Annotated in this window: 27 protein-coding genes; 19 read left to right on the top strand and 8 right to left on the bottom strand. The window is 69.8% G+C overall.

What is annotated here, in order from left to right:
* Position 1: 1 nt before the first annotated feature.
* The 10 genes from ACOQPQ_RS07060 (at position 2) to ACOQPQ_RS07105 (ending at position 10,954) form a co-directional block, all read left to right on the top strand.
* A complete protein-coding gene (locus tag ACOQPQ_RS07060; RefSeq protein WP_420638736.1) occupies positions 2-1,189 on the top strand; it encodes a phosphotransferase family protein in 1,188 nt (395 codons plus the stop codon).
* A 104-nt stretch (positions 1,190-1,293) separates the two neighbouring features.
* Positions 1,294-3,024 (top strand): bifunctional sulfate adenylyltransferase/adenylylsulfate kinase, encoded by a 1,731-nt coding sequence (locus ACOQPQ_RS07065; protein ID WP_420638737.1) that lies wholly within the window; start codon positions 1,294-1,296, stop codon positions 3,022-3,024.
* 60 nt (positions 3,025-3,084) lie between these two features.
* Positions 3,085-3,870 (top strand): 3'(2'),5'-bisphosphate nucleotidase CysQ, encoded by a 786-nt coding sequence (locus tag ACOQPQ_RS07070; protein WP_420638738.1) that lies wholly within the window; start codon positions 3,085-3,087, stop codon positions 3,868-3,870.
* Between the two features lie 76 nt (positions 3,871-3,946).
* A complete protein-coding gene (locus ACOQPQ_RS07075) occupies positions 3,947-4,675 on the top strand; it encodes an inositol monophosphatase family protein (RefSeq protein WP_420640372.1) in 729 nt (242 codons plus the stop codon).
* Positions 4,676-4,732: 57 nt separating this feature from the next.
* Positions 4,733-5,392, top strand: a complete 660-nt coding sequence (gene nucS / locus ACOQPQ_RS07080; protein WP_420638739.1) for an endonuclease NucS — start codon at positions 4,733-4,735, stop codon at positions 5,390-5,392.
* Between the two features lie 138 nt (positions 5,393-5,530).
* Positions 5,531-7,540, top strand: a complete 2,010-nt coding sequence (locus ACOQPQ_RS07085; protein WP_420638740.1) for a VanW family protein — start codon at positions 5,531-5,533, stop codon at positions 7,538-7,540.
* A gap of 7 nt (positions 7,541-7,547) precedes the next feature.
* Entirely contained in the window at positions 7,548-8,774 is a 1,227-nt protein-coding gene (locus ACOQPQ_RS07090; protein ID WP_420638741.1) for an NAD(P)/FAD-dependent oxidoreductase, read from the top strand.
* A 74-nt stretch (positions 8,775-8,848) separates the two neighbouring features.
* A complete protein-coding gene (locus ACOQPQ_RS07095; protein WP_420638742.1) occupies positions 8,849-9,310 on the top strand; it encodes a GFA family protein in 462 nt (153 codons plus the stop codon).
* A 67-nt stretch (positions 9,311-9,377) separates the two neighbouring features.
* Positions 9,378-10,283 carry an SDR family oxidoreductase gene (locus ACOQPQ_RS07100; protein WP_420638743.1) on the top strand — a complete coding sequence of 302 codons (906 nt, stop codon included), beginning with the start codon at positions 9,378-9,380 and terminating at the stop codon, positions 10,281-10,283.
* Positions 10,280-10,954, top strand: a complete 675-nt coding sequence (locus ACOQPQ_RS07105) for a phosphatase PAP2 family protein (RefSeq protein ID WP_420638744.1) — start codon at positions 10,280-10,282, stop codon at positions 10,952-10,954. Before ACOQPQ_RS07100 ends, ACOQPQ_RS07105 begins: the two co-directional genes overlap by 4 nt.
* Before the next feature lie 4 nt (positions 10,955-10,958).
* On the opposite strand, the gene ACOQPQ_RS07110 is transcribed toward ACOQPQ_RS07105, so the two are convergent.
* A complete protein-coding gene (locus ACOQPQ_RS07110; RefSeq protein ID WP_420638745.1) occupies positions 10,959-11,930 on the bottom strand; it encodes an LLM class F420-dependent oxidoreductase in 972 nt (323 codons plus the stop codon).
* A gap of 114 nt (positions 11,931-12,044) precedes the next feature.
* Between ACOQPQ_RS07110 and ACOQPQ_RS07115 the strand changes: the two genes are divergently transcribed.
* From ACOQPQ_RS07115 to ACOQPQ_RS07145, 7 genes are all read left to right on the top strand, one after another.
* Positions 12,045-13,736 (top strand): PHA/PHB synthase family protein, encoded by a 1,692-nt coding sequence (locus ACOQPQ_RS07115; RefSeq protein ID WP_420638746.1) that lies wholly within the window; start codon positions 12,045-12,047, stop codon positions 13,734-13,736.
* A 95-nt stretch (positions 13,737-13,831) separates the two neighbouring features.
* Positions 13,832-14,143: a hypothetical protein gene (locus ACOQPQ_RS07120; protein WP_420638747.1), complete on the top strand. Its 312-nt coding sequence runs from the start codon at positions 13,832-13,834 to the stop codon at positions 14,141-14,143.
* A 128-nt stretch (positions 14,144-14,271) separates the two neighbouring features.
* Positions 14,272-15,168, top strand: coding sequence for a 3-hydroxybutyryl-CoA dehydrogenase (locus ACOQPQ_RS07125; protein WP_420638748.1), 897 nt, complete (start codon positions 14,272-14,274; stop codon positions 15,166-15,168).
* A 9-nt stretch (positions 15,169-15,177) separates the two neighbouring features.
* On the top strand, positions 15,178-15,540 hold the full coding sequence (locus ACOQPQ_RS07130; RefSeq protein ID WP_420638749.1) for a helix-turn-helix domain-containing protein: 363 nt from the start codon (positions 15,178-15,180) through the stop codon (positions 15,538-15,540).
* 57 nt (positions 15,541-15,597) lie between these two features.
* Positions 15,598-15,786, top strand: a complete 189-nt coding sequence (locus ACOQPQ_RS07135) for a hypothetical protein (protein WP_420638750.1) — start codon at positions 15,598-15,600, stop codon at positions 15,784-15,786.
* A 5-nt stretch (positions 15,787-15,791) separates the two neighbouring features.
* On the top strand, positions 15,792-16,382 hold the full coding sequence (locus tag ACOQPQ_RS07140; RefSeq protein ID WP_420640373.1) for a thermonuclease family protein: 591 nt from the start codon (positions 15,792-15,794) through the stop codon (positions 16,380-16,382).
* 37 nt (positions 16,383-16,419) lie between these two features.
* Complete coding sequence (locus ACOQPQ_RS07145) at positions 16,420-17,262, top strand: ChbG/HpnK family deacetylase (RefSeq protein ID WP_420638751.1); 843 nt, start codon at positions 16,420-16,422, stop codon at positions 17,260-17,262.
* Positions 17,263-17,271: 9 nt separating this feature from the next.
* Here ACOQPQ_RS07145 and ACOQPQ_RS07150 read toward each other — a convergent pair whose 3' ends face one another.
* Both ACOQPQ_RS07150 and mca read right to left on the bottom strand, forming a co-directional pair.
* Positions 17,272-17,670: a hypothetical protein gene (locus ACOQPQ_RS07150; RefSeq protein WP_420638752.1), complete on the bottom strand. Its 399-nt coding sequence runs from the start codon at positions 17,668-17,670 to the stop codon at positions 17,272-17,274.
* The gene (gene mca, locus ACOQPQ_RS07155; protein ID WP_420638753.1) at positions 17,667-18,527 is read right to left on the bottom strand and encodes a mycothiol conjugate amidase Mca; all 861 of its coding nucleotides are present in this window, start codon (positions 18,525-18,527) and stop codon (positions 17,667-17,669) included. The genes ACOQPQ_RS07150 and mca overlap by 4 nt, the downstream gene beginning before the upstream one ends.
* Positions 18,528-18,675: 148 nt before the next feature.
* Between mca and ACOQPQ_RS07160 the strand changes: the two genes are divergently transcribed.
* A complete protein-coding gene (locus ACOQPQ_RS07160; RefSeq protein ID WP_420638754.1) occupies positions 18,676-19,578 on the top strand; it encodes an alpha/beta hydrolase in 903 nt (300 codons plus the stop codon).
* A 69-nt stretch (positions 19,579-19,647) separates the two neighbouring features.
* On the opposite strand, the gene ACOQPQ_RS07165 is transcribed toward ACOQPQ_RS07160, so the two are convergent.
* Positions 19,648-19,917 carry a WhiB family transcriptional regulator gene (locus ACOQPQ_RS07165; protein ID WP_420638755.1) on the bottom strand — a complete coding sequence of 90 codons (270 nt, stop codon included), beginning with the start codon at positions 19,915-19,917 and terminating at the stop codon, positions 19,648-19,650.
* Between the two features lie 228 nt (positions 19,918-20,145).
* On the opposite strand from ACOQPQ_RS07165, the gene ACOQPQ_RS07170 reads away from it, so the two are divergent.
* A complete protein-coding gene (locus ACOQPQ_RS07170; RefSeq protein ID WP_420638756.1) occupies positions 20,146-21,648 on the top strand; it encodes an MDR family MFS transporter in 1,503 nt (500 codons plus the stop codon).
* 18 nt (positions 21,649-21,666) lie between these two features.
* Here the strand turns inward: ACOQPQ_RS07170 and ACOQPQ_RS07175 are convergent, their stop codons facing one another.
* The 4 genes from ACOQPQ_RS07175 to ACOQPQ_RS07190 all read right to left on the bottom strand — a co-directional run bounded on the left by ACOQPQ_RS07175 (position 21,667) and on the right by ACOQPQ_RS07190 (position 24,726).
* Complete coding sequence (locus ACOQPQ_RS07175) at positions 21,667-22,683, bottom strand: 3-hydroxyacyl-CoA dehydrogenase NAD-binding domain-containing protein (protein ID WP_420638757.1); 1,017 nt, start codon at positions 22,681-22,683, stop codon at positions 21,667-21,669.
* A gap of 62 nt (positions 22,684-22,745) precedes the next feature.
* On the bottom strand, positions 22,746-23,135 hold the full coding sequence (locus ACOQPQ_RS07180) for a type II toxin-antitoxin system VapC family toxin (RefSeq protein WP_420638758.1): 390 nt from the start codon (positions 23,133-23,135) through the stop codon (positions 22,746-22,748).
* A 135-nt stretch (positions 23,136-23,270) separates the two neighbouring features.
* Complete coding sequence (locus ACOQPQ_RS07185) at positions 23,271-23,696, bottom strand: cupin domain-containing protein (protein WP_420638759.1); 426 nt, start codon at positions 23,694-23,696, stop codon at positions 23,271-23,273.
* Positions 23,697-23,775: 79 nt separating this feature from the next.
* A complete protein-coding gene (locus ACOQPQ_RS07190) occupies positions 23,776-24,726 on the bottom strand; it encodes a zinc-dependent alcohol dehydrogenase (RefSeq protein WP_420638760.1) in 951 nt (316 codons plus the stop codon).

Consider the following 24,726-nt stretch of genomic DNA (forward strand, 5'->3'; position numbering starts at 1 on the left):
CGTGGAGTCTTCTTCCCTGCCGCCGCAATCCGGCCCGCCGTCTCCTTCTTCCCCGCCGCCGCAATCCGGCCCGCCATCTCCTTCTTCCCCGCCGCCGCCACCAAGCCCGCCGCCAAGCCACACGCCACCAAACCCGCCCGGCGACGAGCCCCAGCAGATCACCGGCATCCACGAGGCGCCGGTCACCGCCTGGCTGGCCGACTACGTGACCCCCAGCGAGCCCCCCTATGCGTTCGAGCTGATCGCCGCGGGCGGGTCCAACCTCACCTTCCGCCTGACCGACGCCGCCGGTCGGCAGTGGGCGCTGCGCCGGCCCCCGGTGGGATCGGCCCTGGCTACCGCCCACGACATGGGCCGGGAGTGGCGCATCATGGCCGCCCTGGGACCGGTGGCCAACGTGCCCGTCCCCGAGACGGTGGCCTTCTGCGACGACCACTCGGTGAACGGCGCCGACTTCTACGTGATGAGCTTCGTGGAGGGGCGCATCCTGCGGGATCGTCATTCGGCCTCCGACATGACCACCGAACAGGCCGACATCGCCACCCAGAGCCTGCTCGACGTGCAGATCGCCCTCCACACCCTGGATCTCGACGAGGTGGGGCTCGGCGATCTGGGCCGCCGGGACGACTACGTGGGCCGCCAGCTCAAGCGCTGGCGTCGCCAGGTGGAGGCCGCCGGGGTGCGAGAAGTGCCCCTTTTGATCGAGCTGCACGAGCGGCTGAGCGCGGCCAAGCCCGCCGAGACCGCCCCGCCCGCCTTGGCCCACGGCGACTACCGCTTCGACAACACCGTGCTCGACGACCAGTGGCGGATCGCCGCCGTCCTGGACTGGGAGCTGTGTACCACCGGCAATCCCATCGCCGACTTCGCCTGGTCGCTGCAGTACTGGGCCGATCCCGGCGACGACATGAGCTTCCTCAGCGACCCGCCCACCGTGCTGGACTGCTTCGTCCGCCGCCAGGAAGTGGCCGACCGCTACGCCGCCCAGTCGGGCTTCGACCTGTCCGACCTGGCCTACTACACCGTGTTCAGCTGGTGGAAGCAGGCCTGCATCGTGGAGGGGGCCTACGCCCGCCGCCTGCAGGGAATGAGCGGGGGCATGGCCACCACCGGCGACGTCCACGACATCGGCCGCCGGGTGGACGCCATGTTGGCCCACGCCGCCGACCTGGCCACCGGCGTGCTGTAGCCGGCGCGCTCAAGTCGGCACGCTCCAGTCGGCGCCCGATAGTCCAAAGGCGGAGCCGGGCAGTAGTGGGTACGGGCTGCTTCCCTGCGATAGGAAGTACGGCTGTGGCTTCCCTATTGATCCAACCCCACGGCGGCGAGCTGGTCGACGTCATGGTCGACGACACCGTCGCCGCCGACCTCAAGGCCGAATCGCGCGACCTCCCGTCGTTCACCCTCCAGCCCCGCCATCTCTGCGACCTGGAGCTGCTGCTCAACGGCGGCTTCTCCCCCCTGCGGGGGTTCATGGACCAGGCCGACTACCAGCGGGTGTGCGCCGACATGCGGCTGGCCGACGGCACGCTGTGGCCCATGCCCATCACCCTGGATGTGGACGCCGACACCGCCGAGGCCGCCCAGAGCGCCGGCCGCTTGGCCCTGCGGGACGTGGAGGGGGTGATGCTGGCCGTGCTCACCGTGACCGACGCCTACCAACCCGACCCCACCGCCGAGGCCGAGGCCGTCTTCGCCAGCACCGACCCCGACCATCCCGGCGTCGGCCACCTGCTGCGCTCCACCGCCCCCTGGTACCTGGGCGGCAGCCTCCAGGGCCTGCAACTGCCCGTCCACTACGACTTCACCGAGCTGCGCCGCACCCCCGCCGACCTCCGCGCCGCCTTCGACGAGCGGGGATGGCACCGGGTGGTGGCCTTCCAGACCCGCAATCCCATGCACCGGGCCCACGTGGAACTCACCCGCCGGGCCGCGGTGGAGGCCGACGCCAACCTGCTGATCCACCCGGTGGTGGGCATGACCAAACCGGGCGACGTCGACCACTACACCCGGGGCCGGGTGTATCAGCACATCATCCGGCGCTACCCTGAGAACTCGGCCATGTTGGCCATGCTCCCCCTGGCCATGCGCATGGGCGGCCCCCGAGAAGCGGTGTGGCACGCCATCATCCGCAAGAACCACGGCGTCTCCCACTTCATCGTGGGCCGAGACCACGCCGGACCGGGGTCCGACGCCGCCGGCAACCCCTTCTACGGCCCCTACGACGCCCAGGACATGCTCCAGGACCACACCGAGGAGCTGGGCGTGACCATGGTGCCGTTCAAGATGATGGTGTACGTCCCCGACGGCGACACCTACCAGCCGGTGGACGAGGTGGACGAGTCCACCACCACCCTCAGCATCAGCGGCACCGAGCTGCGGGACCGGCTGGCCTCCGGCGAGGAGATTCCCGAGTGGTTCAGCTACCCCGAAGTGGTGGCCGAACTGCGCCGCACCCACCCCCAGAAGTCCCGGCAGGGCTTCACCGTGTTCTTCACCGGGCTGAGCGGCTCGGGCAAGTCCACCATCGCCAACGCCCTCATGTCCATGCTGCTGGAGCGGGGCGGGCGACCGGTCACCCTGCTCGACGGTGACGTGGTGCGCACCAACCTCTCCTCGGAGTTGGGCTTCTCCAAGGAACACCGCGACATCAACATCACCCGCATCGGCTACGTGGCCTCGGAGATCACCAAGCACGGCGGCATCGCCCTGTGCGCCCCCATCGCCCCCTACGCCGAGCCCCGCCGCCGCAACCGGGAGGCCATCTCGGCCAACGGCGGCTACGTGCTGGTCCACGTGGCCACCCCCTTGGAGGTGTGCGAGGAGCGCGACCGCAAGGGGCTGTACGCCAAGGCCCGGGCGGGCATCATCAAGGAGTTCACCGGCATCTCCGACCCCTACGAGGTGCCCATCGACGCCGACATCACCCTGCCCACGGTGGATCAGACCCCCGACCAGTCGGCCCAGACCATCATCGACCACCTGGAAGCCGCGGGTTATCTCGTACCGATCGAGGCCGAGTGACCCGCCCCGCCGAGGTGGCCCGGCATCGCCCCTGAGGCCACGGAGATCGAGGCCACCCACATGTCGCGCACCCACGACGTGGCCCGCATCGCCGACGCCTTGGCCGCCGCCGACGAAGTACTCCAGCGGTTCACCCCCGGCGAGATCGAGGCCGAACGCAAGGAGGGCGGCGACCCGCTGACCGCGGCCGACACCGCGGTGAACGAGGTGCTGTCCCGAGAGCTGCGCAGCCCCGAAGAGGGGTGGCTGTCGGAGGAGAGCGCCGACGGCGGCGAGCGGCTGGGCTGCCGGCGGGTGTGGGTGGTCGATCCCATCGACGGAACCAGGGAGTTCGTCGACGGCATCCCGGAATGGTGCGTGTCGGTGGGCCTGGTGGAGGACGGGGTGCCGGTGGCCGGTGGCGTGCTCAGCCCGCCCAACGGGCACCTCATCGTCGGGTCCGACCACACCGGGGTGACCTGCAACGGGGCGCCCGCCCGGACCACCAGCACCACCGACATACGGGGGGCGCTGATCCTGGCCTCCCGCAGCGAGGTCAAGCGGGGGGAGTGGGAGCGCTTCTTCGCCACCCCCGTGGCGGTGCGCAACATGGGCTCGGTGGCCTACAAGCTGAGCCTGGTGGCCGCCGGCCTGGCCGACGCCACCTGGACGCTGGTGCCCAAGAACGAATGGGACGTGGCCGGCGGGGCCGCCCTGGTCCGATCAGGCGGTGGCCGGGTGGCCGGCCTCAGCGGGGCCGACGTGGTGTTCAATCGGCCCGACCCCCTGATGAGCGGCTTCATCGCCACCGCCCCCGGCCTGTTCGCCCCGGTCCTGCGCCTGCTCGACATCCCCGCCCGACCATGATCCTCCGCCCCCTCGTGGCGCAGGCGGATCCCCGCCGCTTGGTAGTCGTGGCGCCGTCGGCTCGCCGTTGGAAGCAGTGAACGACCACCAGGTGGCTGCCGACGTCGCCGCCGCGGCCGGCCGAGAGCTGCTGGCCCTGCGGACCGAGATGAGCACCCGGCGGGTGGCCCCGTTCACCGTGGGCGCCCGCGGCGACGCCGTGGCCCACGAGGTGATCGTGGACGCCCTGGCCCGTCACCGGCCCGACGACATGGTGCTGTCGGAGGAGTCGGTGGACGACCGGCGGCGGCTCGACCGCTCCCGCGTCTGGATCGTGGACCCGCTGGACGGCACCCGCGAGTTCTCCGTCCCCGGTCGAACCGACTGGGCCGTTCACGTGGCCCTGGTGGCCGATGAGGTTCCCGTGGCCGCCGCGGTGGCCTTGCCCGCCCAGGGCATCACCCTGGCCACCGAACCGGCCCCGCCCCGGCCCCCCGCCGCCGTCCCACCCCGGGTGATCACCAGCAGGAGCCGCCCCGGTCGACGGTCCCGCCAAATCGCCGACGCCCTCGGGGCCTCCATCGTGCAGATGGGCTCGGCCGGGGCCAAGGCCGCCGCCGTCATCGGTGGCCACGCCGAGGTGTACGCCCACGCCTCCGGGCTGTACGAGTGGGACCTGTGCGCCCCCGCCGCGGTGGCCGCCGCCGCCGGATTGCACGTCTCCCGCCTCAGCGGGGCACCACTGCGGTTCAACCAACCCGACACCTACGTGTCCGATTTCGTGATCTGCCACCCCGACCTCGCCCCCGCCGTCATCACGCCGTGACACCGGTGATCGCCCGATGAACGTCGCCACCGCCGCCCCCGTGAGCCCGAGCAGGCCGTGAGACTGGTCATCGCCCGCTGCTCGGTGGACTACCAGGGGCGGTTGTCGGCGCACCTGCCCGAGGCCGTCCGCCTCATCATGGTCAAGGCCGACGGCTGCGTCTGCATCCACGCCGACGGCGGGGCCTACAAGCCGCTCAACTGGATGAACGCCCCCAACCGGCTGTCGGAGAGCGACGGAGTGTGGACGGTGGTCAACCCCGCCGGCGAGAAGCTCACCATCACCATCGCCGAGCTGATCTCCGACACCACATTCGAGCTGGGCGTCGACCCCGGCCTCGACAAGGACGGCGTGGAGGCCCACCTCCAGGAACTACTGGCCGCCTCCCCCGAGGTGCTGGGCGACGGCATCCGCCTGGTCCGCCGGGAGTATCCCACCGACATCGGACCGGTCGACCTGTTGTGCCGGGACGCCCACGGGGCCACCATCGCCGTGGAGGTCAAACGGCGGGGCGACATCGCCGGGGTGGAGCAGCTCACCCGCTACCTCCAGTTCCTCAACCAAGATCCGGTGCTGGCCCCGGTGCGGGGCCTGCTGGCCGCCCAGGTGGTTCGACCCCAGGCCCGGGCCCTCAGCGCCGACCGGGGCATCGAGTGCGTGGAGGTGGACTACGACCTGCTGCGGGGCATCCAGCCCGACCAGCACCGGCTGTTCTGAGGGCGAGACTCCACTGAACACCGTGCTGTTCTGAGTCCGAAGCTCTTCTGAACGTCACACTGTTCCAGGTCCGAAGCGGCTCCACCCCCAACCTGCGTCGGAAACGGCCCCCGGCCCCGCTACCATCCCCTGATCGGCATGGATCCGCACCCCCCTCTCCGCCTGCGCCGACCGCCCCGCCCGCCGTGGGTCTGGGCCCTCATGGTGACCCCGGTGATCGTGTTGGCCGTGTGGCTGGTGTTCTGGCTGGTGGACTCGGCCGCCAACAGCGACAAAACCCCCCGAGGCCTCACGCTGGAGAGCCCCGCCAACGCTGACATCAGCGTGGACATCGGGGGGATGAGCCGAGACGACGTGACCGCGGTGGTAACCGAGTTGGCCGAGCGCTTCGGTGAGACCCCGGTGGAGATCACCACCCCGAGCCGAGCCCTCACCGTCACCGCCGCCGACCTCGGGCTGGCCCTAGACGTGGAGGCCACCGTGGCCGTCGTCATGGGCCTGGACAGCGGCCAGGGAAATCCCTTCGGGTGGACGGCCTCGTTCTTCGAGGACTCCCAGGCCACCCCGGCCTACACCCTGCGGATGGACCCCGGGCGCATCGGCGAACTGGAGCAGGAGCTGCGCCGCCGTTCCACGGACCCCACCATCGTGCTGGAGAACGGCTTGTTCCAGGTGATCCCCGGCGTGCCCGGCGAGGTGGCCGACCTGGCCGCCGCCGCCCCCCAACTGCTGGAGGCCGCCAATCGAGGCGAGAACCCCCTCACCGTGGCCGCCGACGTGCGTCTCGTGCCCCCCGATTTGGCCGACGGCGAGTTGCACCGGATCACCGGGGAGCTCAACCGGCGCACCGGCCAGGGCCTGCTGGTCACCGTGGAGGAGGTCACCAAGCGGGTGCAACCGGCCCAACTGCGCACCTGGCTCACCGTGGCCGCCCCCGGCCGCACCCCCTCCTACAGCATCGACCGCGGGCGACTGGAGGACGACCTGGCCCAACTGTTCCTGGAGGTGGCCACGGTGGCCTCCGAGCCGGTGCTCACGATCACGAACGACCGCCCGGTGCTGGTCAGCGAGGTCCCCGCCCTGGTCTGCTGCGAGGACACCGCCCTCGACACCATCGCCACCGCCCTCGAAACCGAACAGCCCGATGTGACCCTCGAGCTGCGGGAATCCGACGAGATCAACGACCAGAGTTGGCTCCAGAACCGGGGCATCGTCGAGTTGACCGGCCGCTTCACCACCCACTTCCAGCCCGCCCAGGACCGGGTGCTCAACATCCAACGCATCGCCGAGTTGCACCAGGGCGTGGTGGTCTACCCCGGTGAGACCTTCTCGGTGAACGAGCACGTGGGGGAGCGCACCGAGGAGAAGGGGTTCGTGTCCGCCGGGGTGATCTACGACGGGGTGTACGACGACGACGTGGGCGGGGGCATCTCCCAGTTCATCACCACCTTGTTCACCGCCACCTTCAACGCGGGCATGGAGTTCCCCGAGTACCAGGCCCACAGCATCGACATCCCCCGTTACCGCGACGGCGTGGACGCCACCATCTCCTGGCCCAAACCCGACTTCAAGTTCCGCAACCCCCACCCCTACGCCGTGCTGCTGTGGCCCACCACCACCGACGCCAGCGTGACCGTGAGCGTGTACTCCACCGCCTACGCCGAGGTGGAGTGGACCGACCGCTACGACACCCCGAGGCGGTTCTGCACGCTGCGGACCACCGAGCGCACCCGCACCTACGCCGACGGCACCGTGCTGCGGGACTCCGTGACCGCCCTCTACCAACCCCGAGAGGGCCTGAACTGCGACGGCCGCTGCACCTCCTCGGTGCTGCCCCTTGACGCCGACGGCGACGGCGAGACCGACCTCGACGACGAGGGGCTGCCCATGGAGTGCGTCCTGCCCGAGGACTGCATCGACACCCATGCCCCGGTCGACACCAACGACGACCTGCGTCCCGACCTCTGCACCCTGGCCCCACCCGCCCCCGACCCGGACCCCGGCGACCCCAACCCTGACGACGAAGCCGACCCCAACCCCAACCCCGACACCGACGACGCCGACGACCCCGAGGACTCCTCGGACCCCGACACCGAATCGGGCACCCCCCAAGCCCTGGATCCGGCCTCGCCGACCCAAGCCGCCTGAGCCGCCCGTGAACCCCCTCTGGGACACCGCCATCGTGGGCGCCGGACCGGCGGGCTGTGCGGCGGCCATCACCCTGGCCCGGGCCGGGCAACGGGTGGTGCTGGTGGACCGGGCCCGCTTCCCCCGGCCCAAGGCCTGCGGCGACGGCCTGACCTCCGGGGCGCTGCGGCTGCTGGAGTCTCTCGGTTTGGACCCCGCCCCCATCGCCTCGTGGATGCCGGTGGAAGACGTGTGCATCCGCTCCCCCTCCGGGCGAACGGTCGAGTTTCCCCTGCCCCGGACGGGGGGCCAGTTCGCCGCCGTAGTCCAGCGCGACGACCTCGACAACGGCCTCGCCGCCCAAGCCCAACACGAGGGCGCCGTGCTGCACGAGGGGGCCCGATGCCAGGGGGCCACCGAGGCCGACGACCACGTCGTGCTGGAGGTGGACGACGTCGGACCGCTGCGGGCCCGCTACGCCATCGCCGCCGACGGCATGTGGTCGCCCACCCGTCGCTTCCTCGGGCTCACCCACCGGGGTTACCGGGGCGACTGGCACGCCTTCCGCCAGTACTTCGCCAACGTGGCGCCACCCGCCAATGGAGCCCTGTGGGTGTGGTTCGAGGAGGAGATCCTGCCCGGCTACGTGTGGTCGTTCCCCCTGCCCGACGGTCGGGCCAACGTGGGCTTCGGGGTGCGCCGGGGCGGGCCGGTGGCGGTGGGCGACATGGGATCCCTGTGGCAAGAGCTGCTGGCCCGGCCCCACATCCGGGACGTGCTCGGCCACCACGCCACCCCCGAAGCCGCCCACCGGGCCTGGCCCATCCCCGCCCGCATCGACCGGGTCACCCTCACCGGCCGCCGCACCCTGTTCGTGGGCGACGCGGCGGCCGCCTGCGACCCCATGAGCGGCGAGGGCATCGCCCAGGCCCTGCTCACCGGCATCGGCGCCGCCCACGCCATCACCCAAGGCGGCCCCGACGCCCGCCGGGTGACGGCCGGATACCGGCAGTTCGTGCGCCGGGAGCTGTTCGCCGACCACCGCATGGCCCGCCGCCTCGGACGCATCCTGGCGTCGCGTCCCGGCGCCCGGGGAGCGGTCCGCATCGCCGGCCTCACCCCCTGGACCCGGCGCAACTTCGCCCGCTGGCTGTTCGAGGACTACCCCCGCTCCATCATCACCACCCCCCGACGCTGGCGCCGCACCACCCTCGCCTCCCCCGGCGCTTACCGCTCCCCGAACCCACAGCCCTAACCTGCCGACCCTGACGTTGACTGTGGCCTCGCAGTGGTACACATCGGGTGGAACCGGCAACGAGGAGCCAAGCCATGACCAAGAACCAGCCTCGCAGCCAGATCCGCAGCGAAAACAACGCCAAGGACGACAGCAACGACCCTCAACCTCCGATGCGGGGGCGGTGCCTGTGCGGCGCCGTTTCCTACCGTGTGCAGGGGGTTCTGCGCCCGGTGTGGGACTGCCATTGCGTGCGCTGTCGCCGCTGGACCGGGCACCACATCGCGGCCACCGGCTGTGACCGTGAACGGATCCGGATTCTCGGTGATGAGGCGCTGCGGTGGCATCATCCCGAGGAGTACCCGCAGGTCGCCTACGGGTTCTGCGTTCGGTGCGGAAGCTCGCTGTTCTGGACCGTGGTCGGTTCGGACACGATCTCGATTTGTGCCGGCACGCTGGAGCCGCCCACCGGCCTCCACACCCAATACGCCCTGTTCACCGAGGACGCCTCGGACTATCACACCCTGAACCTGGACATTCCACCCCTGCCCCGCTGACGCCGCACCAACCTCGCCTCCCCCGGCGCTTACCGCTCCCCGAACCCACGGCCCTAACCTGTCGGCCATGACATTGACTTTCGACAATCGGGTGGCCATCGTCACCGGGGCCGGGGGCGGGCTGGGCAAGCTGTACGCCCTGGAGTTGGCCCGGCGGGGCGCCCGGGTGGTGGTGAACGACCTCGGCGGAGCCACCGACGGCACCGGGGGCAGCGAGGGACCGGCCCAGATCGTGGCCGACGAGATCAACCAGCAGGGGGGCGAAGCGGTGGCCGACGCCCACTCGGTGGCCACCTCCGAGGGCGGGGCCGCCATCACCGCCACCGCCATGGAAGCGTTCGGCCAGGTGGACATCGTGATCAACAACGCGGGCATCCTGCGCGACAAGACTTTCCACAAGCTGGAGGACGACCAACTCCACCCCGTGCTGGCCGTCCATCTGCGGGGTGCCTTCAACGTGACCCGACCCGCCTTCCGCCAAATGCGAGAGCAGGGCTACGGCCGCATCGTGTTCGCCACCTCCAACGCGGGCGTGCTGGGCAACTTCGGACAGTCCAACTACAGCGCGGCCAAGATGGGCCTGGTGGGCCTGGCCAACACCCTGTCGCTGGAGGGGGCCCGGTACAACATCAAGGCCAACTGCATCGCCCCGATGGCCACCACCCGCATGACGGAGTCCATCTTCGGCCAAGAGATCAAAGAAGCCCTGCGGCCCGAGTTGGTCACCCCGGCGGTGTGCTTTCTGGCCCATGAGGACTGCCCGGTCTCCGGCGAGGTGTACTCGGCGGCCGGGGGCACCGTGTCCCGGTTCTTCGTGGGTCGCACCGTCGGCTACTACAACGCCGACCTCACCGCCGAGGACGTGGCCGAGAACTTCGACCAAATCCGCGACGAAACCGGCTACCTGGTGCTCGACGACGCCAACCACGAGGTCGGCTTGGCCTACAAGACCATCCGGGCCGCCGCCGAATGATCACCCCCGACGACCACGGCGACGAGGCCGACGCCAACCCGGACGCCTCCGCCGCGGTCGAAGCCTCCGACGACCAGGGCGACGCGAGCGACGCCAACCCGGACGCCACGAACCCCGACGACCAGGGCGACGAGAGCGACGCCAACCCGGACGCCACGGCTGCGGTCGAGGCCTTCGACGAGGCCGCCGAACAGCTCTTCGCCCGCCTTCGGGGGAATCCCGTGGCCGACCGGATCTTCTACACCGCCTCCGAGCTGGGCAACTTCAGCATTCTGTGGCACGCCCTGGCCTGGGCGGGGGCGCGCTCCCCCCGCCAACGCCGCAACGCCCTGCGGGTGTCGGTGGCGTTGGCCGTGGAGTCGGCCCTGGTCAACGGCCCGATCAAGGCCCAGTTCAACCGCTCCCGACCCTTGGTCCAGCACGACCATCCCCACCGTCTGCGCCAGCCGCTCACCAGCAGCTTTCCCAGCGGCCACGCCAGCGCCGCGGTGGTGGCCGCCGCCCTCTTGTCGGAGCCCCGACGCCGCCGGTGGCCGTTCTGGACCGCGACGGCGGTGGTGGCCGCCAGCAGGGTCCACGTGCGCATCCACCACGCCTCCGACGTGGTGGTGGGCGCGCTGGTGGGCGCCGTGCTGGCCCGCCTGTTCAAGAAGATCTGGCCGCTGCGCTGACCGGCTACCGAGGCCCCGGCGCCAGCGACCGGACCGCCTCCCACGGGTCGATGCCGCCCAGGGGCATCACCATGAGCGACGAGGTGGTGGCCCCGTTGTCGAAGTAGCGGTCGATGTGGCGGCGGCACTCCTCGGGTGTCCCGTGGACGATGAGGTCGTCCACCACCTGCTCGGGAATGGCCTCCAGCGACCCCGCCCGATCCCCGGCCGCCCACCGCTCCCAGTGCTCGGCCAACAGGTCTCCCCGCCCCAACCACTGGTGGAACGCCCGGTACACCGGCACGTTCAGGTAGGCGGCCACCGCCCGTCGCCCCTGGTCGATCACCGTGTCCCGGTCGGGGTTGGGGCACACGAAGATGCGGGCCACCACCTCCTTGTCGGGCCCTTGGGCGTGAACGATCTCGCTCACCCGGGCGGTGTCGTGAGCCGACAACCAGTTGATGATGGCCCCGTCGGCCTCCCGGCCCGCCAGCGTCAGCATCTGCGACCGCAGGGCGGCCACCAGGATGGGGGGAGGTTGGTCGGGCACCAAGCCCAGCCGAAAGCCCTGCACCGAGAACGTCTCGTACTCGCCGCTCACCTTCTCGCCCGCCAGCGCGGGCCGCAGGAACCGCACCAGATCACGCACCCGCTGGTAGGGCGAGTCGAACGGGATCGAGTTCCACCGCTCCACGATCACGTCCGAGGAGCTGCCCACCCCCAGGAGGAACCGCCCCGGCGCCAGCGTGGCCAGGGTGGCCGCCGATTGGGCCACCAGGGCCGGCCCCCGGGTGTAGGCGGGCACGATGGCCGTGCCCAGCCGCAGCGTGGGCGCCCACTGCGAGGCCAGGACCAGCGGGGTGAAGGCATCGTGGGCGTTGGATTCCGACGACCATGCGTCGGTGTAGCCCAGCTCGACCAGCTCCGCCATGCGCTGGGCCTGCTGGTCCAGCGGGCCGAACAAGGGCACGGTCATCCCGTCACGTCGTTGCGCCATGGCGTCACTCTACGACCCTCCGGAACCCCGACCCACCACCACCCGCCGGCGGCGGCCGCTCTACCCGCCGCCGGGTGACGGATCGAGCATCCTTGCTTGATATCCTTCCCAACCGTGAGCGACCACATTCTCGACTCCGTCGATCCCGCACACTTCGCCCGCACGCTGGTCCACACCGGCCTGCGGGCGGCCACCAACCCGGTGGGGGTGACCTCGGCCCTGCTCAAGGCGGGGGCCACCGCCATGAGAGTGGGGGCGGCCACCATGGCCAAAGCGGCCAACACCGCCGATCCCGACGCCCCGCCCCCCGTGGCCCCCGAGCCCAAGGACCACCGCTGGACCAACCAGCAATGGCGCGACAACCCCTACTTCTTCGGCCTCCAGCAGACGTACCTCCTGTCCCGGAAACTGGTCGACGACATCATCGACGCCGCCAACCTGAACGAGGCCGAGCACCGCAAGGCCACCTTCGCCGCCTCCTTCGCCTTCGACGCCCTGGCCCCCACCAACCTGCTCATCACCAACCCCGACGCCCTGTCCACCGCGGTGGCCACCGGCGGGGCCAGCGTGGTCAAGGGGACGGCCAACTTCCTCCGCGACGTGCAGCACAACGACGGCTGGCCGTCCAAAGTGGACGACTCGGGATTCGAGCCCGGCCTGAACATGGCCATGACCCCCGGCCAGGTGGTGTACCGCAGCAACCTCATCGAGCTGATCCAGTACCAACCCCAAACCGAGCAGGTCTACGAAACCCCGCTGCTGTTCTGCCCGCCGTGGATCAACAAGTACTACATCATGGATTTGGCCCCCCAAAAGAGCCTCATCGAGTGGGCGGTACAACACGGTCACACCTGCTTTGCCATCAGCTACCGCAACCCCGACGAGTCGATGCGCAACACCACTTTCGAGGACTACCTGCACCAGGGGCCCCTCGACGCCCTCCGGGTGGTGCGGGAGATCACCGGGCGGCCCAAGGTCAACACGGTGAACGTCTGCCTGGGGGGCACGCTCACCGCCATCGCCATGGCCTACGGAGCGGCCATCGACGACCAGCCCGTCGGCACCGCCACCTTCTTGAACACCCTCACCGACTTCTCCGACCCCGGCGTGCTGGGGGCGTTCACCGACGAGCCCACCGTGGCCGGCCTGGAGCGCAAGATGGCCGACCAGGGCTACCTGGAGGCCAGCGAGATGGCCCGCACCTTCGACGCCATCCGGGCCAACGACTTGATCTTCCAATACGTGGTGAACAACTGGCTCCTGGGGGAGGACCCCCCGGCGTTCGACCTGTTGGCCTGGAACAACGACAGCACCCGCATGCCCGCCCGCATGCACAGCAGCTACCTGCGGCGGTGCTACCTCCAGAACCAGTTCGCCCACAACGCCTTCGAGATCGACGGCACTCCGGTGATCCCCGGCCACATCACCCAGGACTGCTACGTGCTGTCGGCCATCGACGACCACATCGTGCCGTGGACGGCCGCCTACCGCACCGCCACCCTGCTGGGGGGCCACAACCGGTTCGTGCTCAGCACCTCGGGGCACATTGCCGGCATCGTCAATCCTCCCGGCCCCAAGGCCCGCCACTGGACCAACGACCACATCGCCGAGGAGCCCGACCAATGGTTGGAGGGCGCCGAGCAGCACCAGGACACCTGGTGGGAGGACTGGGCCCGCTGGATCGGCGAGCGTGCGGGCAAGAAGGTGGACGCCCCCCCGCACCTCGGCAGCGATGACTTCCCGCCCGCCGACGACGCCCCCGGCCTCTACGTGAAGATGCGCCCCGGCGACTCCCTGGCCGCCTGAGACTCCGACCGCCGCGCCGGAGCCGCCGGGAATTATCCCAAAGAAATCCGGCCCATGAGTTGCCCGCCAAGCGTTTGCTAGGTATAGTTTGCAACATGACCGATGCCAAAGAAATCACCGAAGCCGTGCAGGAGCAGGTGCTCAGCGCACTCAAGGTTGGCCAGACGGCCATTGTTGAAGGTGTCCGCACCTGGACCGACACGGTGGGCAACATCACCCCCGAGAGCATGAAGACCGAGGCCATTCCCGGCCTCGACGCCCTGCCCGACCCCAAGGAGCTGATGGACGTCAGCTTCGGGTTCGCCGAGGCCCTGCTCAACACCCAAAAGGAGTTCGCCCAGAACCTGTTGGCCGCCGTCGGCACCAACGGTTCGAGTGCGAACGAGCCAGTCGGCAAGAAGAGCTGATTCCCCCCTCCGCTCTTCTCCGTCAACGGGGCCGGTCAATGACCGGCCCCGTTTCATATTCCTCCCACTTGCGAACTATTGTGAACAACTCCAAGGGGCCGCCACCAAGGGCGGACGGGAGGGACGCAATGAGCACCGAGCTGCTGAGCCAAGAACCCGCGACGCCCTCGTCGCCGATCCATCGAATCGGCGTGGTGGGCGGGGGCACGATGGGATCGGGCATCGCCGAAGTGTGTGCCCGGGCCGGGCTCGACACCCTGGTCATCGAGGTGGACCACGCCGCCGTCAACAACGCCCGAGCCAAGATCGAGCAGTCCCTGAACAAGGCCGTGTCCCGCAACAAGCTGGCCGCCGACACCCGAGACCTGGCCCTGGACTCCATCAGCTTCAGCACCGACCTGGGCGACCTGGCCGACCGCGACCTGGCCATCGAAGCGGTCATCGAGTCCCTGGAGGAGAAACTCTCGGTCTTCCGGGCCATGGACAAGGTGATGAGCCCCACCGCCATCATGGCCACCAACACCTCGTCCATCCCCATCATCACGCTCGGCTCCATCACCAGCCGTTCCGACATGGTGCTGGGCATGCACTTCTTCAATCCCGCCCCGGTCCAGCCCCTGGTGGAGTTGGTGCGATCGCTGGGCACCGCCCCCGAGACCATGGAACGGGCCGACCATTTCGTGGTGGAGGTTCTGGGCAAGCAGGTCATCCGCTGTCGGGACCGGGCCGGTTTCGTGGTCAATCGCCTGCTGGTGCCCTACCTGCTCGACGCCATCCGCATGTTCGACGAGGGCAAGGTGAGCGCAGCCGACATCGACAGCGGCATGATGCACGGCTGCGGCCACCCCATGGGCCCGCTGTCGCTGTGCGACCTCATCGGGCTGGACACCGTGGAGGCGGTGGCCGACGTTCTCTACGAAGAGTTCAAGGGCTCCCACAACGCCCCCCCGCCCCTGCTGCGGCGCATGGTGGCCGCCGGCCATCTCGGGCGCAAAACGGGCCGGGGATTCTACGAGTACGGCTGAGGCGCCCCCATGGACAACACCGCCATCGAGGCCTTCGGAAGCTACCTGCGCAGCCAGCGCAAACTGGCCCAGCTCACCCTGCGGGAACTCTCCGACCTGGCCCAAGTCTCCAACCCCTACCTCAGCCAACTCGAACGGGGTATGCACCAGCCCTCGGTGCGGGTCATCAAGTCCCTGGCCAAGGCCCTGAATCTGTCGGCCGAGACCCTCTTGGCCCAAGCCGCGGGCATTGACGACGTCAACGGCACCGGCCCTTCCAACGGCTCCGACACCGCCTCGTCCATTCGGGCCGACGCCAACCTCTCCGACGAGCAAAAGGCGGCCCTGCTGGAGGTCTACCGCAGCATGACCAGCGACAGCCCCACTCCCTGAAGGCCGCCCCCACCCCCTCCCCCCACAAACCGTCACCACCCCCGAGATACTGGTGACATGAAGCAACAACTCACCCTCCTCGAAACCCCACCCGACTGGCGCATCGACGAGCGCACCATCGAGATCGGCCGCCGGGGCTTGGCCCAGGCCCGCGCCGTGCTCCAGCGCCACTCCCCCGCCGCCCCCAAGCCGGCCCCGGCCCCCGCCAACCGCACTCCGGCCGGCCCCGTTCCCCGCGCCGCTTGAGCCCCGTGCTCCCCCGGCCATCCACCCCCCGGCCCCGCCGGGGCCGAAAGCGGGGCCGACGGCGGGCCGGGCTGCTGCTCGTCGGGTTGCTCATCACCGTCGGCTGTGGATCCCCATCCGGCCCCGACGCCGGGGAGGCGGGCGGCAACGGGGAGGTGGGCGGCAACGGGATCGCCACCGTGGTCGAGGTCATCGACGGCGACACCGTGGTGGTACGGGTGGCCGACCACACCGAGCACGTGCGCCTCATCGGCATCGACACCCCCGAGACCCCCGGCGGTTTCCTGCCGGAGGAGTGCTACGGCGAGGAAGCCAGCGCCTTCACCCGATCGCTGCTGCCCGCCGGTACCGCCGTGAGCCTCACCCGCGACACCGAGGCCCGCGACCGCTACGGACGGTTGCTGGCCTACCTCCACCGCACCGACGACGGGCTGTTCGTCAACCTCGAGATCGCCGCCCAGGGCTACGCCGAGGCCCTGTCGATCGAACCCAACACCATCCACGCCGCCGCCTTCCGCTCCGCCGAGGCCGCCGCCCGCGACCGGGGGCTCGGCCTGTGGACCGCCTGCGGCTCGGCCGACGTGGTGATCCAGTGACCTCCCCACCGCCGCGGGCGATAGTTTGGCCCTACCTGTGAGCGAGCTTCTGGAACGATTGGGCGGCGCCCCCGACGGTCGCGGCCTCATCATCACCTGCGACAACCTGGGCCAGTCCCACGCCGCCAACGCGGCCATCGCCGAGTGCCTCGACATCGGCGTGGCCACCGCCGCCAGCCTCATGGTCCCCTGTCCCTGGGCCCGCGACGCAGCCCGGCGCTTCGCCCAAACCCCGGTGGGGGTCGACCTCACCCTCAACGCCGAATTCGACAACTACCGCTGGGCACCCATCACCCAAGCCCCCTCCCTGCTCGACGGCGACGGCGGCTTCCCCCGCACCCCGGCCGACGCCTGGGAACACAGCGATCTCGACGAGGTCCACCGGGAGTGCCGGGCCCAGATCGAGCGGGCCGGCCAATGGGGCAGCGATCTCACCCATCTGTGCCCCCACCTGGACACCCTGCTGTTGCGCCCCGAGTTCTTCGACGTCTACCTGGAGTTGGCCACCGAGATGGCCCTGCCCGTCCGCCTGGGGGGCGCCGACCAGGAGCGGCGGGCCGGCTTCCCGTTTCGGCGTTTGGCCGAGGAAGCCGGGGTCCTGGCCCCCGACCACGTGGTCCACCTTCGGGGTCGCCCGGCCCGGCACACGTTGGAGCAAGCCGTGGCCGACCTGGCACCAGGGGTGACCGAGATCGTGATCTCCCCGGCCATCGACACCCCCGAGCTGCGGGAGATGGATCCCGGCTGGCTCAGCCGGGTGGAGCAGTATCTGCTGGTGGCCCACGATGCCGCTCTGGCCGGGGTCATCCAGCGCTCCGGGGTCACGATGCTGACCTACACCGACCTCCGCGAGGCTCAGCGCGACGGCGCCGGGGCCTGAGGAGGATTCCTAGAATTCCGTGAACTCGGCCGCCGCCGCCCGAAAGTCGGCGTACTCGGCGGAATCCAGCAGCTCCCGCAGGCCGAACACCCACCTCGCGTAGTCGCCCTCCAGCTTCATGCGGCCCGTCATGTAGGCCAGGTCGGGATGGCTGCCCTCGGCCACCTCGTCGCGGGCGTCGGCGTACTTGTACACCATGGCAACGTCGGCCTCGGACAGCTTCCCCAAGGCCATCTCCACCAGGCGGCCGTCGCGGATCACCAGGTGGTAGCGCACCTTGCCCTCCGGCGCCCCGGTCACCTCCACGTTGGCCGTGCAGTCCACCCCCGGCCGCTCCGGCCACCCCGACGCCGCCGCCAGGTTCAACCCGAACCACGCTTCGCTGAGGTACCGAGCGTGATTCGTCAACTGGCCTCCAGACCGGCGAACAGGTCGGTCTCGGGCAGGTCGGTGTCCACCAGGCTGCGGGCCAGCACGTAGTCCTCCCACGGATAGGCCTCGGCCATGTGGTGGTCGGGCAGGCCGAACCAGAACTTGGAGTCGGGGTCCACCTGGGTCCGGTGGGCCAGCAACGCCTTGGAGCGGCGATCGAAGTAGGCGGCACAGTTGATGCGGGTGGTGATGGCGTCGTCGTTGGACGGACGGCTGAACCAACGCTCGTCGTAGGGCGACTCCAGGTCCAGTTCCCCGAACTTGGCGTGCAGGGCGCTGATCCGTCGGCGTGACCAGGTCACGTAGTACATCTTGAGCGGCTGCCACGCCCGGCCGGCATCGGGATAGGCCTCGGGGTCGCCCGCGGCGTCAAAGGCCGGGCCGCTGATCTCGGCCACCCGCAGATGGTCGGGATGGCGGTACCCCTGCTGATCCTCGCCGTAGGTTACCACCACCTGGGGACGCTCCTGGCGGATGAAGGCCACCAACCTCTCCACCGCCTCGTCCAGGGGGGCCTGGGCAAAGCAGTCGGGATGGGCATTGGCCTCGCTGTCGGGCATTCCCGAGTCCCGGTAGCCCAGCCAGTGGACCCGGTGGTAACCGAGCACGTCGGCGGCCTCGGCCAGCTCATCCCGGCGGACCTGGTCCATGTTCTCCCGCACCTCGGGGCGGTCCATGGCCGGGTTCAAGATGTCGCCCGCCTCCCCGCCGGTACAGCACACCAAACTGGCCGCCACACCCTGGTCGGCGTACATGGCCACCGTGGCCGAGCCCTTGGAGGACTCGTCGTCGGGGTGGGCATGGATGGTGAGCAGTCGACGGTCGCCGGTCATCGCCCGCCCAGGCTAACCCCGCCCACACCGGCCCAAGAACCTGGGCCGGAATGTCCGACGCCCCCACCGGCCCAAGAACCGGTGCCGGAGAGTCGGCCACCGGCACCCGGTGTCCGGTCGACCGCCGACCAGCCGATATCCTCCGGGCATGGCGAGCCCAGAATTCGAAGCGGTCCGATCCATGCTGGCGGCCGCCCCCCCGCCCGACCCGTCCGAGTCCCCCGCCGAACGCCGAGCCCGCCTCGACGCCAACGCCTCGGGCACACCGCTGGCCGACGGGGTCGTCAAGCAATCGGTCGACGTACCCGGCGTTCCCGCCGCCGCCTGGTTGCAACCCCAAGCCCCCCAACCCGAGGAATTGTCCGCCCTGTTGTTCTTCCACGGGGGCGGCTTCCGGGTGGGCTCCATCATCTCCCACCAGGGCTTCGCCTCCCACCTGGCCGCACTGATCCCCGCCCGGGTGCTGTTGATCGACTACCGCTTGGCCCCCGAGCACCCCTTCCCCGCCGCCCTCGACGATTCCCTGACCGCCTACCGCTGGATGCTGGACACCGGCATCCAACCCGACCGCATCGCCTTCATCGGCGACTCCGCGGGCGGCGGCCTGGTGGGCTCGGTGTTGCTCGGCGCCGACCGGAGACAGTGGCCGCTGCCCGGCGCCGGGGTGTGCCTGTCACCGTGGGTCGATCTCACCAACTCGTCGGCCAGCCACACCGAGCGCGACCACCTCGACGTGATGTTCGGTCATGACGACGCCGTGACCGCGGCCCGCTGGTACCTCGACGGCCACGATCCTCGGGATCCGTTGGCCTCCCCGCTGTTCGGCTCCTGGGAGGGCATGCCCCCCATGCTGGTCCACGCCGGAGACCACGAGGTGCTGCTCGACGACGCCACGGAATTTGCCGCCCTGCTGGAGGGGGCGGGCGTGGAGGTGGACCACCGGATTTGGCCGGGGATGATCCACGACTTTCAGATCATGTATCCCAACTACCCCGAGGCGGTCGAGGGCACCGAGGCCATCGTCGAGTTCATCCGGCGCCACCTGCGTTGACCACGCCGACGCCGACCACGAATGCCCGAAGGCGCCCTCGGGAGGGGGCGCCCATTCAGTGCGGTTTGCTCAGGCCGATTCCCGCTCGGTGCGGTGACGGCGCAGACCGATGACCGGGGTTGAGGGAGCAAAGCCCGCCTCGGCCCGTTCGATCTCCGACTCGCCGCCCCAGAAACCGAGTTCGCGCTGGTCGCGAGCCCAGTTTCGGCACGCCCGAATCACCACGCACTCACCGCAGATGCGCCGGGCTGCATTCTCCCGACGCTCACGGGCCGACGGGCGCTCGCCGGCCGGGGGGAAGAACAGTTCGCTCTTCCCCTTGCAATTCGCGTTTTCCATCCACCAAGGACGAGGCTCCATTGCCATCTCCACCCATTGCCTCCCGTTCGAGTCCGGGGGCTCCTCTTCGTTTAGCTTGTGCTACAGCAGCCAGGATACCAGGCGAAAGCCCACTACCCCGCGTACTCTCTCTACAAAAAGTTAGACGCTCGAATAGCGCTCGTCACGATATCCGATATGAATAGTTTCGATAAAACTATCTCCAATCGAGATAGTCCATCCTCGGAGGTGACCGGCCTGCCGAAACGCCAGGTCTTGGTCATCATCCTGACCCTGATGCTAGCCCAGATCATGGCCGCCGTCGAGGGTACGGTGGTCTCCACCGCGCTGCCCACCATCATCGGTGACCTGGGAGGACGCGACCTCTACACCTGGGTGTTCACCTCCTACTTCATCGCCTCCACCGCCTCCACCCCGCTGTGGGGAAAACTGTCCGACCTGTGGGGCCGCAAGGGCCTCTACCAAGCCGCCATCGTCATCTTCATGGTGGGCTCGGTGGCCGCCGGCGTGTCGTCGACCATGACCTCGCTGGTCGTGGTCCGGGCCATCCAGGGTCTGGGCGCGGGCGGGCTGTTCTCGTTGTCCATGGCCATCCTGGCCGACGTGATCTCTCCCCGGGAGCGGGGCCGCTACCAGGGGTACATGGGCGGGATCTTCGCGCTGGCCACCATCCTCGGGCCCCTGGTCGGGGGTCTGCTGGTGGACTACGCCCACTGGCGGTGGGTGTTCTTCATGGTGCTGCCCCTGGGGGTGATCGCCCTGGTCATGTCGGTCACCCACCTGGAGCTGGCCTTCACCCGCCGCCGCGGCGCGGTGGACTACACCGGCGCCGGGCTGCTTGTGGTGTGGGTGATCGCCATCATCTTGGCCCTCGAGCTGGGGGGCGACTCCTGGGCCTGGGTGTCGTTCCCGTCGCTCGGCCTGCTGGCCGTGGGCGGGGTCGGGCTGGGGCTGTTCATCGTGCATCAGCGGCGTACCGCCGAGGCGGTGCTCCCGCCCCGGTTGTTCCGGTTGCGGCTGTTCAACATCTCCAGCGTGCTCCAGTTCATCACCGGGGCGGCCATGCTCGGGGCGGGCATCTTCGGACCGCTGTTCCTCCAGGTGGTGACCAACGTGAACGCCACCCGGTCGGGGCTGTTGCTGGTGCCCATGACCATGGGAATGCTGATCACCTCGGTGGGCAGCGGGCAGATCCTCACCCGCACCGGCCGCTACAAGGCGGTTCCCATCGCCGGGGCCTGCGTGCTCACCGCCGGGTGCTGGCTGCTGTCCACCATGGACGCCCAGACCACCACGTGGACCGCCATGGCCTACCTGTTCACCGTGGGCTGCGGGGTGGGCGGCATCATGCAGGTGCTGCTGGTGGCGGTACAGAACATCGTTCCCCACGGCGATCTGGGGGCGGCCACCTCGGCGTCCAACTTCTTCCGCTCCCTGGGCCAGACGTTCGGGGCCGCCGTGCTCGGAGTGATTTTCACCGCCCGCCTCGACCACTACCTGTTCCGGCTGGTGCCGGGCAGCGACCGACTGGACATCGACGCGCTGGTGGCCGTGCCCACCCGCATCGACGCCATCGAGCCCACCGAGGTACGGGCGGGCATCGTGGAGTCGTTCGCCCGGGCCATCGCCGACCTCTACTGGTGGACCGTCCCCATGGCTGCGCTGGCCGTGATCCTGGCCGTGCTCGTCCCGGAGTACCGCCTCCGGGACAAAGCCGCCGTCGGCACCTGATCCAACTCTGCCGCCAGGTCAGTCGGTGGCGTCGGCCCCTTGGGTCGCCGCCCGGATGCGGGCCTCTCGTTGCGTGACCAGCTCTCCCGCCCCGATCCCGGTGGCGCCGAGGGCTCGCATCACCGCGATCAGGCTCTCATCCCGCCGGCGCTCCAGCTCGGCCACCGTTCGCCCGGCCGCCTGGTCCTCGCAGCCCGAGGCCATCGCCTCGATCAGCTCCGCGGTGAGCTCGGGGGCCTCCATGTGCGTCCACGGGAGTTTCAGCGCAGGGCCGAATTGGCGCAGCATGTGGCGCATCCCCCCGTCGCCGCCGGCCAGGTGAAAGGTGAGGTTCGTGCCCATGGCCGCCCAACGAAGCCCTGGTCCGTACACAATGGCGTCGTCCAGCTCCGCGGTGGTGGCCACCCCGTCGTTCACCAGATGCAGCACCTCCCGCCACAGGGCTTCTTGGAGGCGGTCGGAGAGATAACCGGCGATCTCGGTGCGCACCACCAGCGGGTGCATGACCAGATCGTCGTAGTGCGCCACTGCGGCGGCCACCACGTCGGGGTCGGTGGCCTCCCCGGCCACCACCTCCACCAGCGGGAGCAGGTACACCGGGTTGAACGGGTGGCCGATGAGCACCCGCTCCGGGTGGCGGCACCCCTCGGCCAAGCGGGTGGGCAACAGCCCCGACGAGCTGCTGGCGATCACCGTTTCCGGGGGCGCGGCGTCGGCCACTCGCCGCAGCAGAGCCCGCTTGAGGGCCTCGTCCTCGGGGGCGCTCTCCTGCACCCAATCGGCGGCGGCCGCCACTGCCTCCGGGGAGTCGGCCCAGGCCAGCCGCCCCGGATCGGCCCCCGGGAACAATCCCAACTCGGTGGCCGCGGGCCACGCCCGCTCCACCGCCTCCCGCAACCTGCGCTCTGCCCCTTCGCCGGGATCCCACGCCACCACGTCGTACCCCCGAGCCAGCACCCGCACCGCCCACCCCGCCCCGATAACCCCCGTCCCCACCAACCCCACCGCCCACCCCGGCCCCCCAACATCCCCCATCACACTCCGACCCTACCCCGCCCATTGTCGAAGGGCTCCTCCACCACCCCCGTCCTCACCCATCACCACAAAGTCTGCACGGGGAACTCTTGAAAGGCCGCGTCTCTGGTAACCAATAAGTGCGATTCCAGTTCTGCTTGGGCTGCCAGCATTCGGTCGAAGGGATCCCGGTGCTTCGCCGGATACCGGCCGGCCCGCAGCCCGTGCATGTAGGTGACGGCAAGGTGCCGCATCGCCCCCGCTGCGATCAACTCGTGGAATCGCAGGAGAGCACCCACGAACTCCGGGAGGCGGCCCAATCGGACCTTGGAGGCAATTGCCCAGGCGCTCGCCGCGCTCACGTAGACCACGGTTTGTGTATCGGAGACCGCCTCCCGAGCCGACGGCGACAGCGCCGGGTCATCTGACCAGCACCAAAGAAGGGCGTGGGTGTCGAGCAACAGCCCGGTCACGAGCCTTCCCACGCATCGAGTTCCTCGTCCGGAAGGGGATCAAAGAACTCGGGGCCCACCACCAGGTCGACCCCGGTGATCCACCGGGCCAGGTCGGAGCACAGAAACACACAGGCGTCGCCGCTACCCCCGTCACTACCGCACCAGCCGGGTGATGTCGGCGGCTGCCGACGGGTATTGGGCGGCCAGCCGGTCGCCGTCGCCCAACTCGAACCCGTCGTGGTGATACGGCGGCGCCATGGTCGTCCCCACCAGCGACCACTCCCCCCGAGTGGCAGCCCCCATCCAGGTTTCCGCAGGAACCGGCACACACGGCCGCTCCCCCGCCGCCAAGTCATCCCCCAACACCGGCCTGGCCACCGACCCGTCCGGGCCCAACAACAACATCTCCACCGCCGCCCCCGCGTAGTGATGCCACATCTCCGGACCGTCCAACCGGTGCATGGCCGAAAAGTCGCCGGGCCGAACCAGGAAGTAGATGGCGGTACTGTGCTCGTCCCGCCACACCTCCCGCCACATCCCCCCCTCCTCCGGCAACGGCACCAACCCCAACAACGCCACCACCTCATCCCCACTAATCCCCCCAGAACTCCCAGCCACCGCGTCTCCCCCCATCACCCCGACCCTAACTTCAACCCCTTCAGGGTTCGAGGACGACTTTGATGGCGCCGGAGGAGCGGTCGGCGGCGGTGGCGAAGGCGTCGGCACAAGCGTCGAGGGGGAAGCGATGGGTGATGATGGCGTCGGGCAAATCAGGCAGCCGGGCCAACGCGGCGGCGGCCAGGTCGAAGTCCCGACCGGCACCGCTGCGCCCGTACATGGACGACGGCACCACCGTGATCTCCTTCATGGACAAATCCATACCGGGCAACTCCATCCCCTCCCAGTACGTGCCGAGCACCAAAATGGTGCCGCCGGGCCGACACACCCGGGCAGCATCGGCCAACGCCGAGGTGGTGCCCGCCGCCTCCACCACGACGTCGTAAGGCTCCTCGGTCATCGGCACCGCCCCCAGCCGGGCCCCCGCCTCCTTCTGGGCATCGTGACGGGCCACCAACCCCACCTCGCAACCGGCCAACGCCGCCACCGCCAACGCGGTCTGACCAATGGTGCCGCCCCCGATCACCGCCACCCGCAGATCACCCCGCAGCCCCACCATGGCGAAGCCGTGAACGGCAATGGCCAACGGCTCCACCAAACAAGCGTCCCGGGCATCCACCCCCGCAGGCAACGGCACCACCGCCTCGGGCCACATGAGCACCTCATCGGCCATCCCACCGTCACGGGAAACCCCGGCCACCTCACCCACGGTGGCCGGACACCGGTTGTAATGCCCCGCCCGGCACAGCCCACACGCCCCGCACCCCCGGATCGGCTCCACCGCCACCGGACGACCGTCGTCCAACCAACCGGCGAACTCATGGCCCACCGTGAAGGGGCCGAGAAAACCCAACTCCATCATGTGCAGATCAGAACCACAAACCCCCGCCGACGCCGTCTTGATCCGCACCCCCTCACCAACAGGAACCGGAACCTCAGCCACCGTCGCCCGCCCGTCCACACACCGAACCGCTCTCATGACGTCATCCAT

It is taken from the genome of Candidatus Poriferisocius sp. (genome assembly GCF_965219775.1).
Classification (GTDB): Bacteria; Actinomycetota; Acidimicrobiia; order Acidimicrobiales; family Bin134; genus Poriferisocius.

Coding starts and splice junctions, on each gene's coding strand:
- ACOQPQ_RS07130 (WP_420638749.1), top strand. CDS start 15,178: ATGGACAACACCGCCATCGAGGCCTTCGGAAGCTACCTGCGCAGCCAG.
- ACOQPQ_RS07095 (WP_420638742.1), top strand. CDS start 8,849: ATGACCAAGAACCAGCCTCGCAGCCAGATCCGCAGCGAAAACAACGCC.
- ACOQPQ_RS07085 (WP_420638740.1), top strand. CDS start 5,531: ATGGATCCGCACCCCCCTCTCCGCCTGCGCCGACCGCCCCGCCCGCCG.
- ACOQPQ_RS07165 (WP_420638755.1), bottom strand. CDS start 19,917: ATGGAAAACGCGAATTGCAAGGGGAAGAGCGAACTGTTCTTCCCCCCG.
- mca (WP_420638753.1), bottom strand. CDS start 18,527: ATGACCGGCGACCGTCGACTGCTCACCATCCATGCCCACCCCGACGAC.
- ACOQPQ_RS07175 (WP_420638757.1), bottom strand. CDS start 22,683: ATGGGGGATGTTGGGGGGCCGGGGTGGGCGGTGGGGTTGGTGGGGACG.
- ACOQPQ_RS07120 (WP_420638747.1), top strand. CDS start 13,832: ATGACCGATGCCAAAGAAATCACCGAAGCCGTGCAGGAGCAGGTGCTC.
- ACOQPQ_RS07135 (WP_420638750.1), top strand. CDS start 15,598: ATGAAGCAACAACTCACCCTCCTCGAAACCCCACCCGACTGGCGCATC.
- ACOQPQ_RS07125 (WP_420638748.1), top strand. CDS start 14,272: ATGAGCACCGAGCTGCTGAGCCAAGAACCCGCGACGCCCTCGTCGCCG.
- ACOQPQ_RS07110 (WP_420638745.1), bottom strand. CDS start 11,930: ATGGCGCAACGACGTGACGGGATGACCGTGCCCTTGTTCGGCCCGCTG.
- ACOQPQ_RS07190 (WP_420638760.1), bottom strand. CDS start 24,726: ATGGATGACGTCATGAGAGCGGTTCGGTGTGTGGACGGGCGGGCGACG.
- ACOQPQ_RS07105 (WP_420638744.1), top strand. CDS start 10,280: ATGATCACCCCCGACGACCACGGCGACGAGGCCGACGCCAACCCGGAC.
- ACOQPQ_RS07070 (WP_420638738.1), top strand. CDS start 3,085: ATGTCGCGCACCCACGACGTGGCCCGCATCGCCGACGCCTTGGCCGCC.
- ACOQPQ_RS07160 (WP_420638754.1), top strand. CDS start 18,676: ATGGCGAGCCCAGAATTCGAAGCGGTCCGATCCATGCTGGCGGCCGCC.
- ACOQPQ_RS07100 (WP_420638743.1), top strand. CDS start 9,378: ATGACATTGACTTTCGACAATCGGGTGGCCATCGTCACCGGGGCCGGG.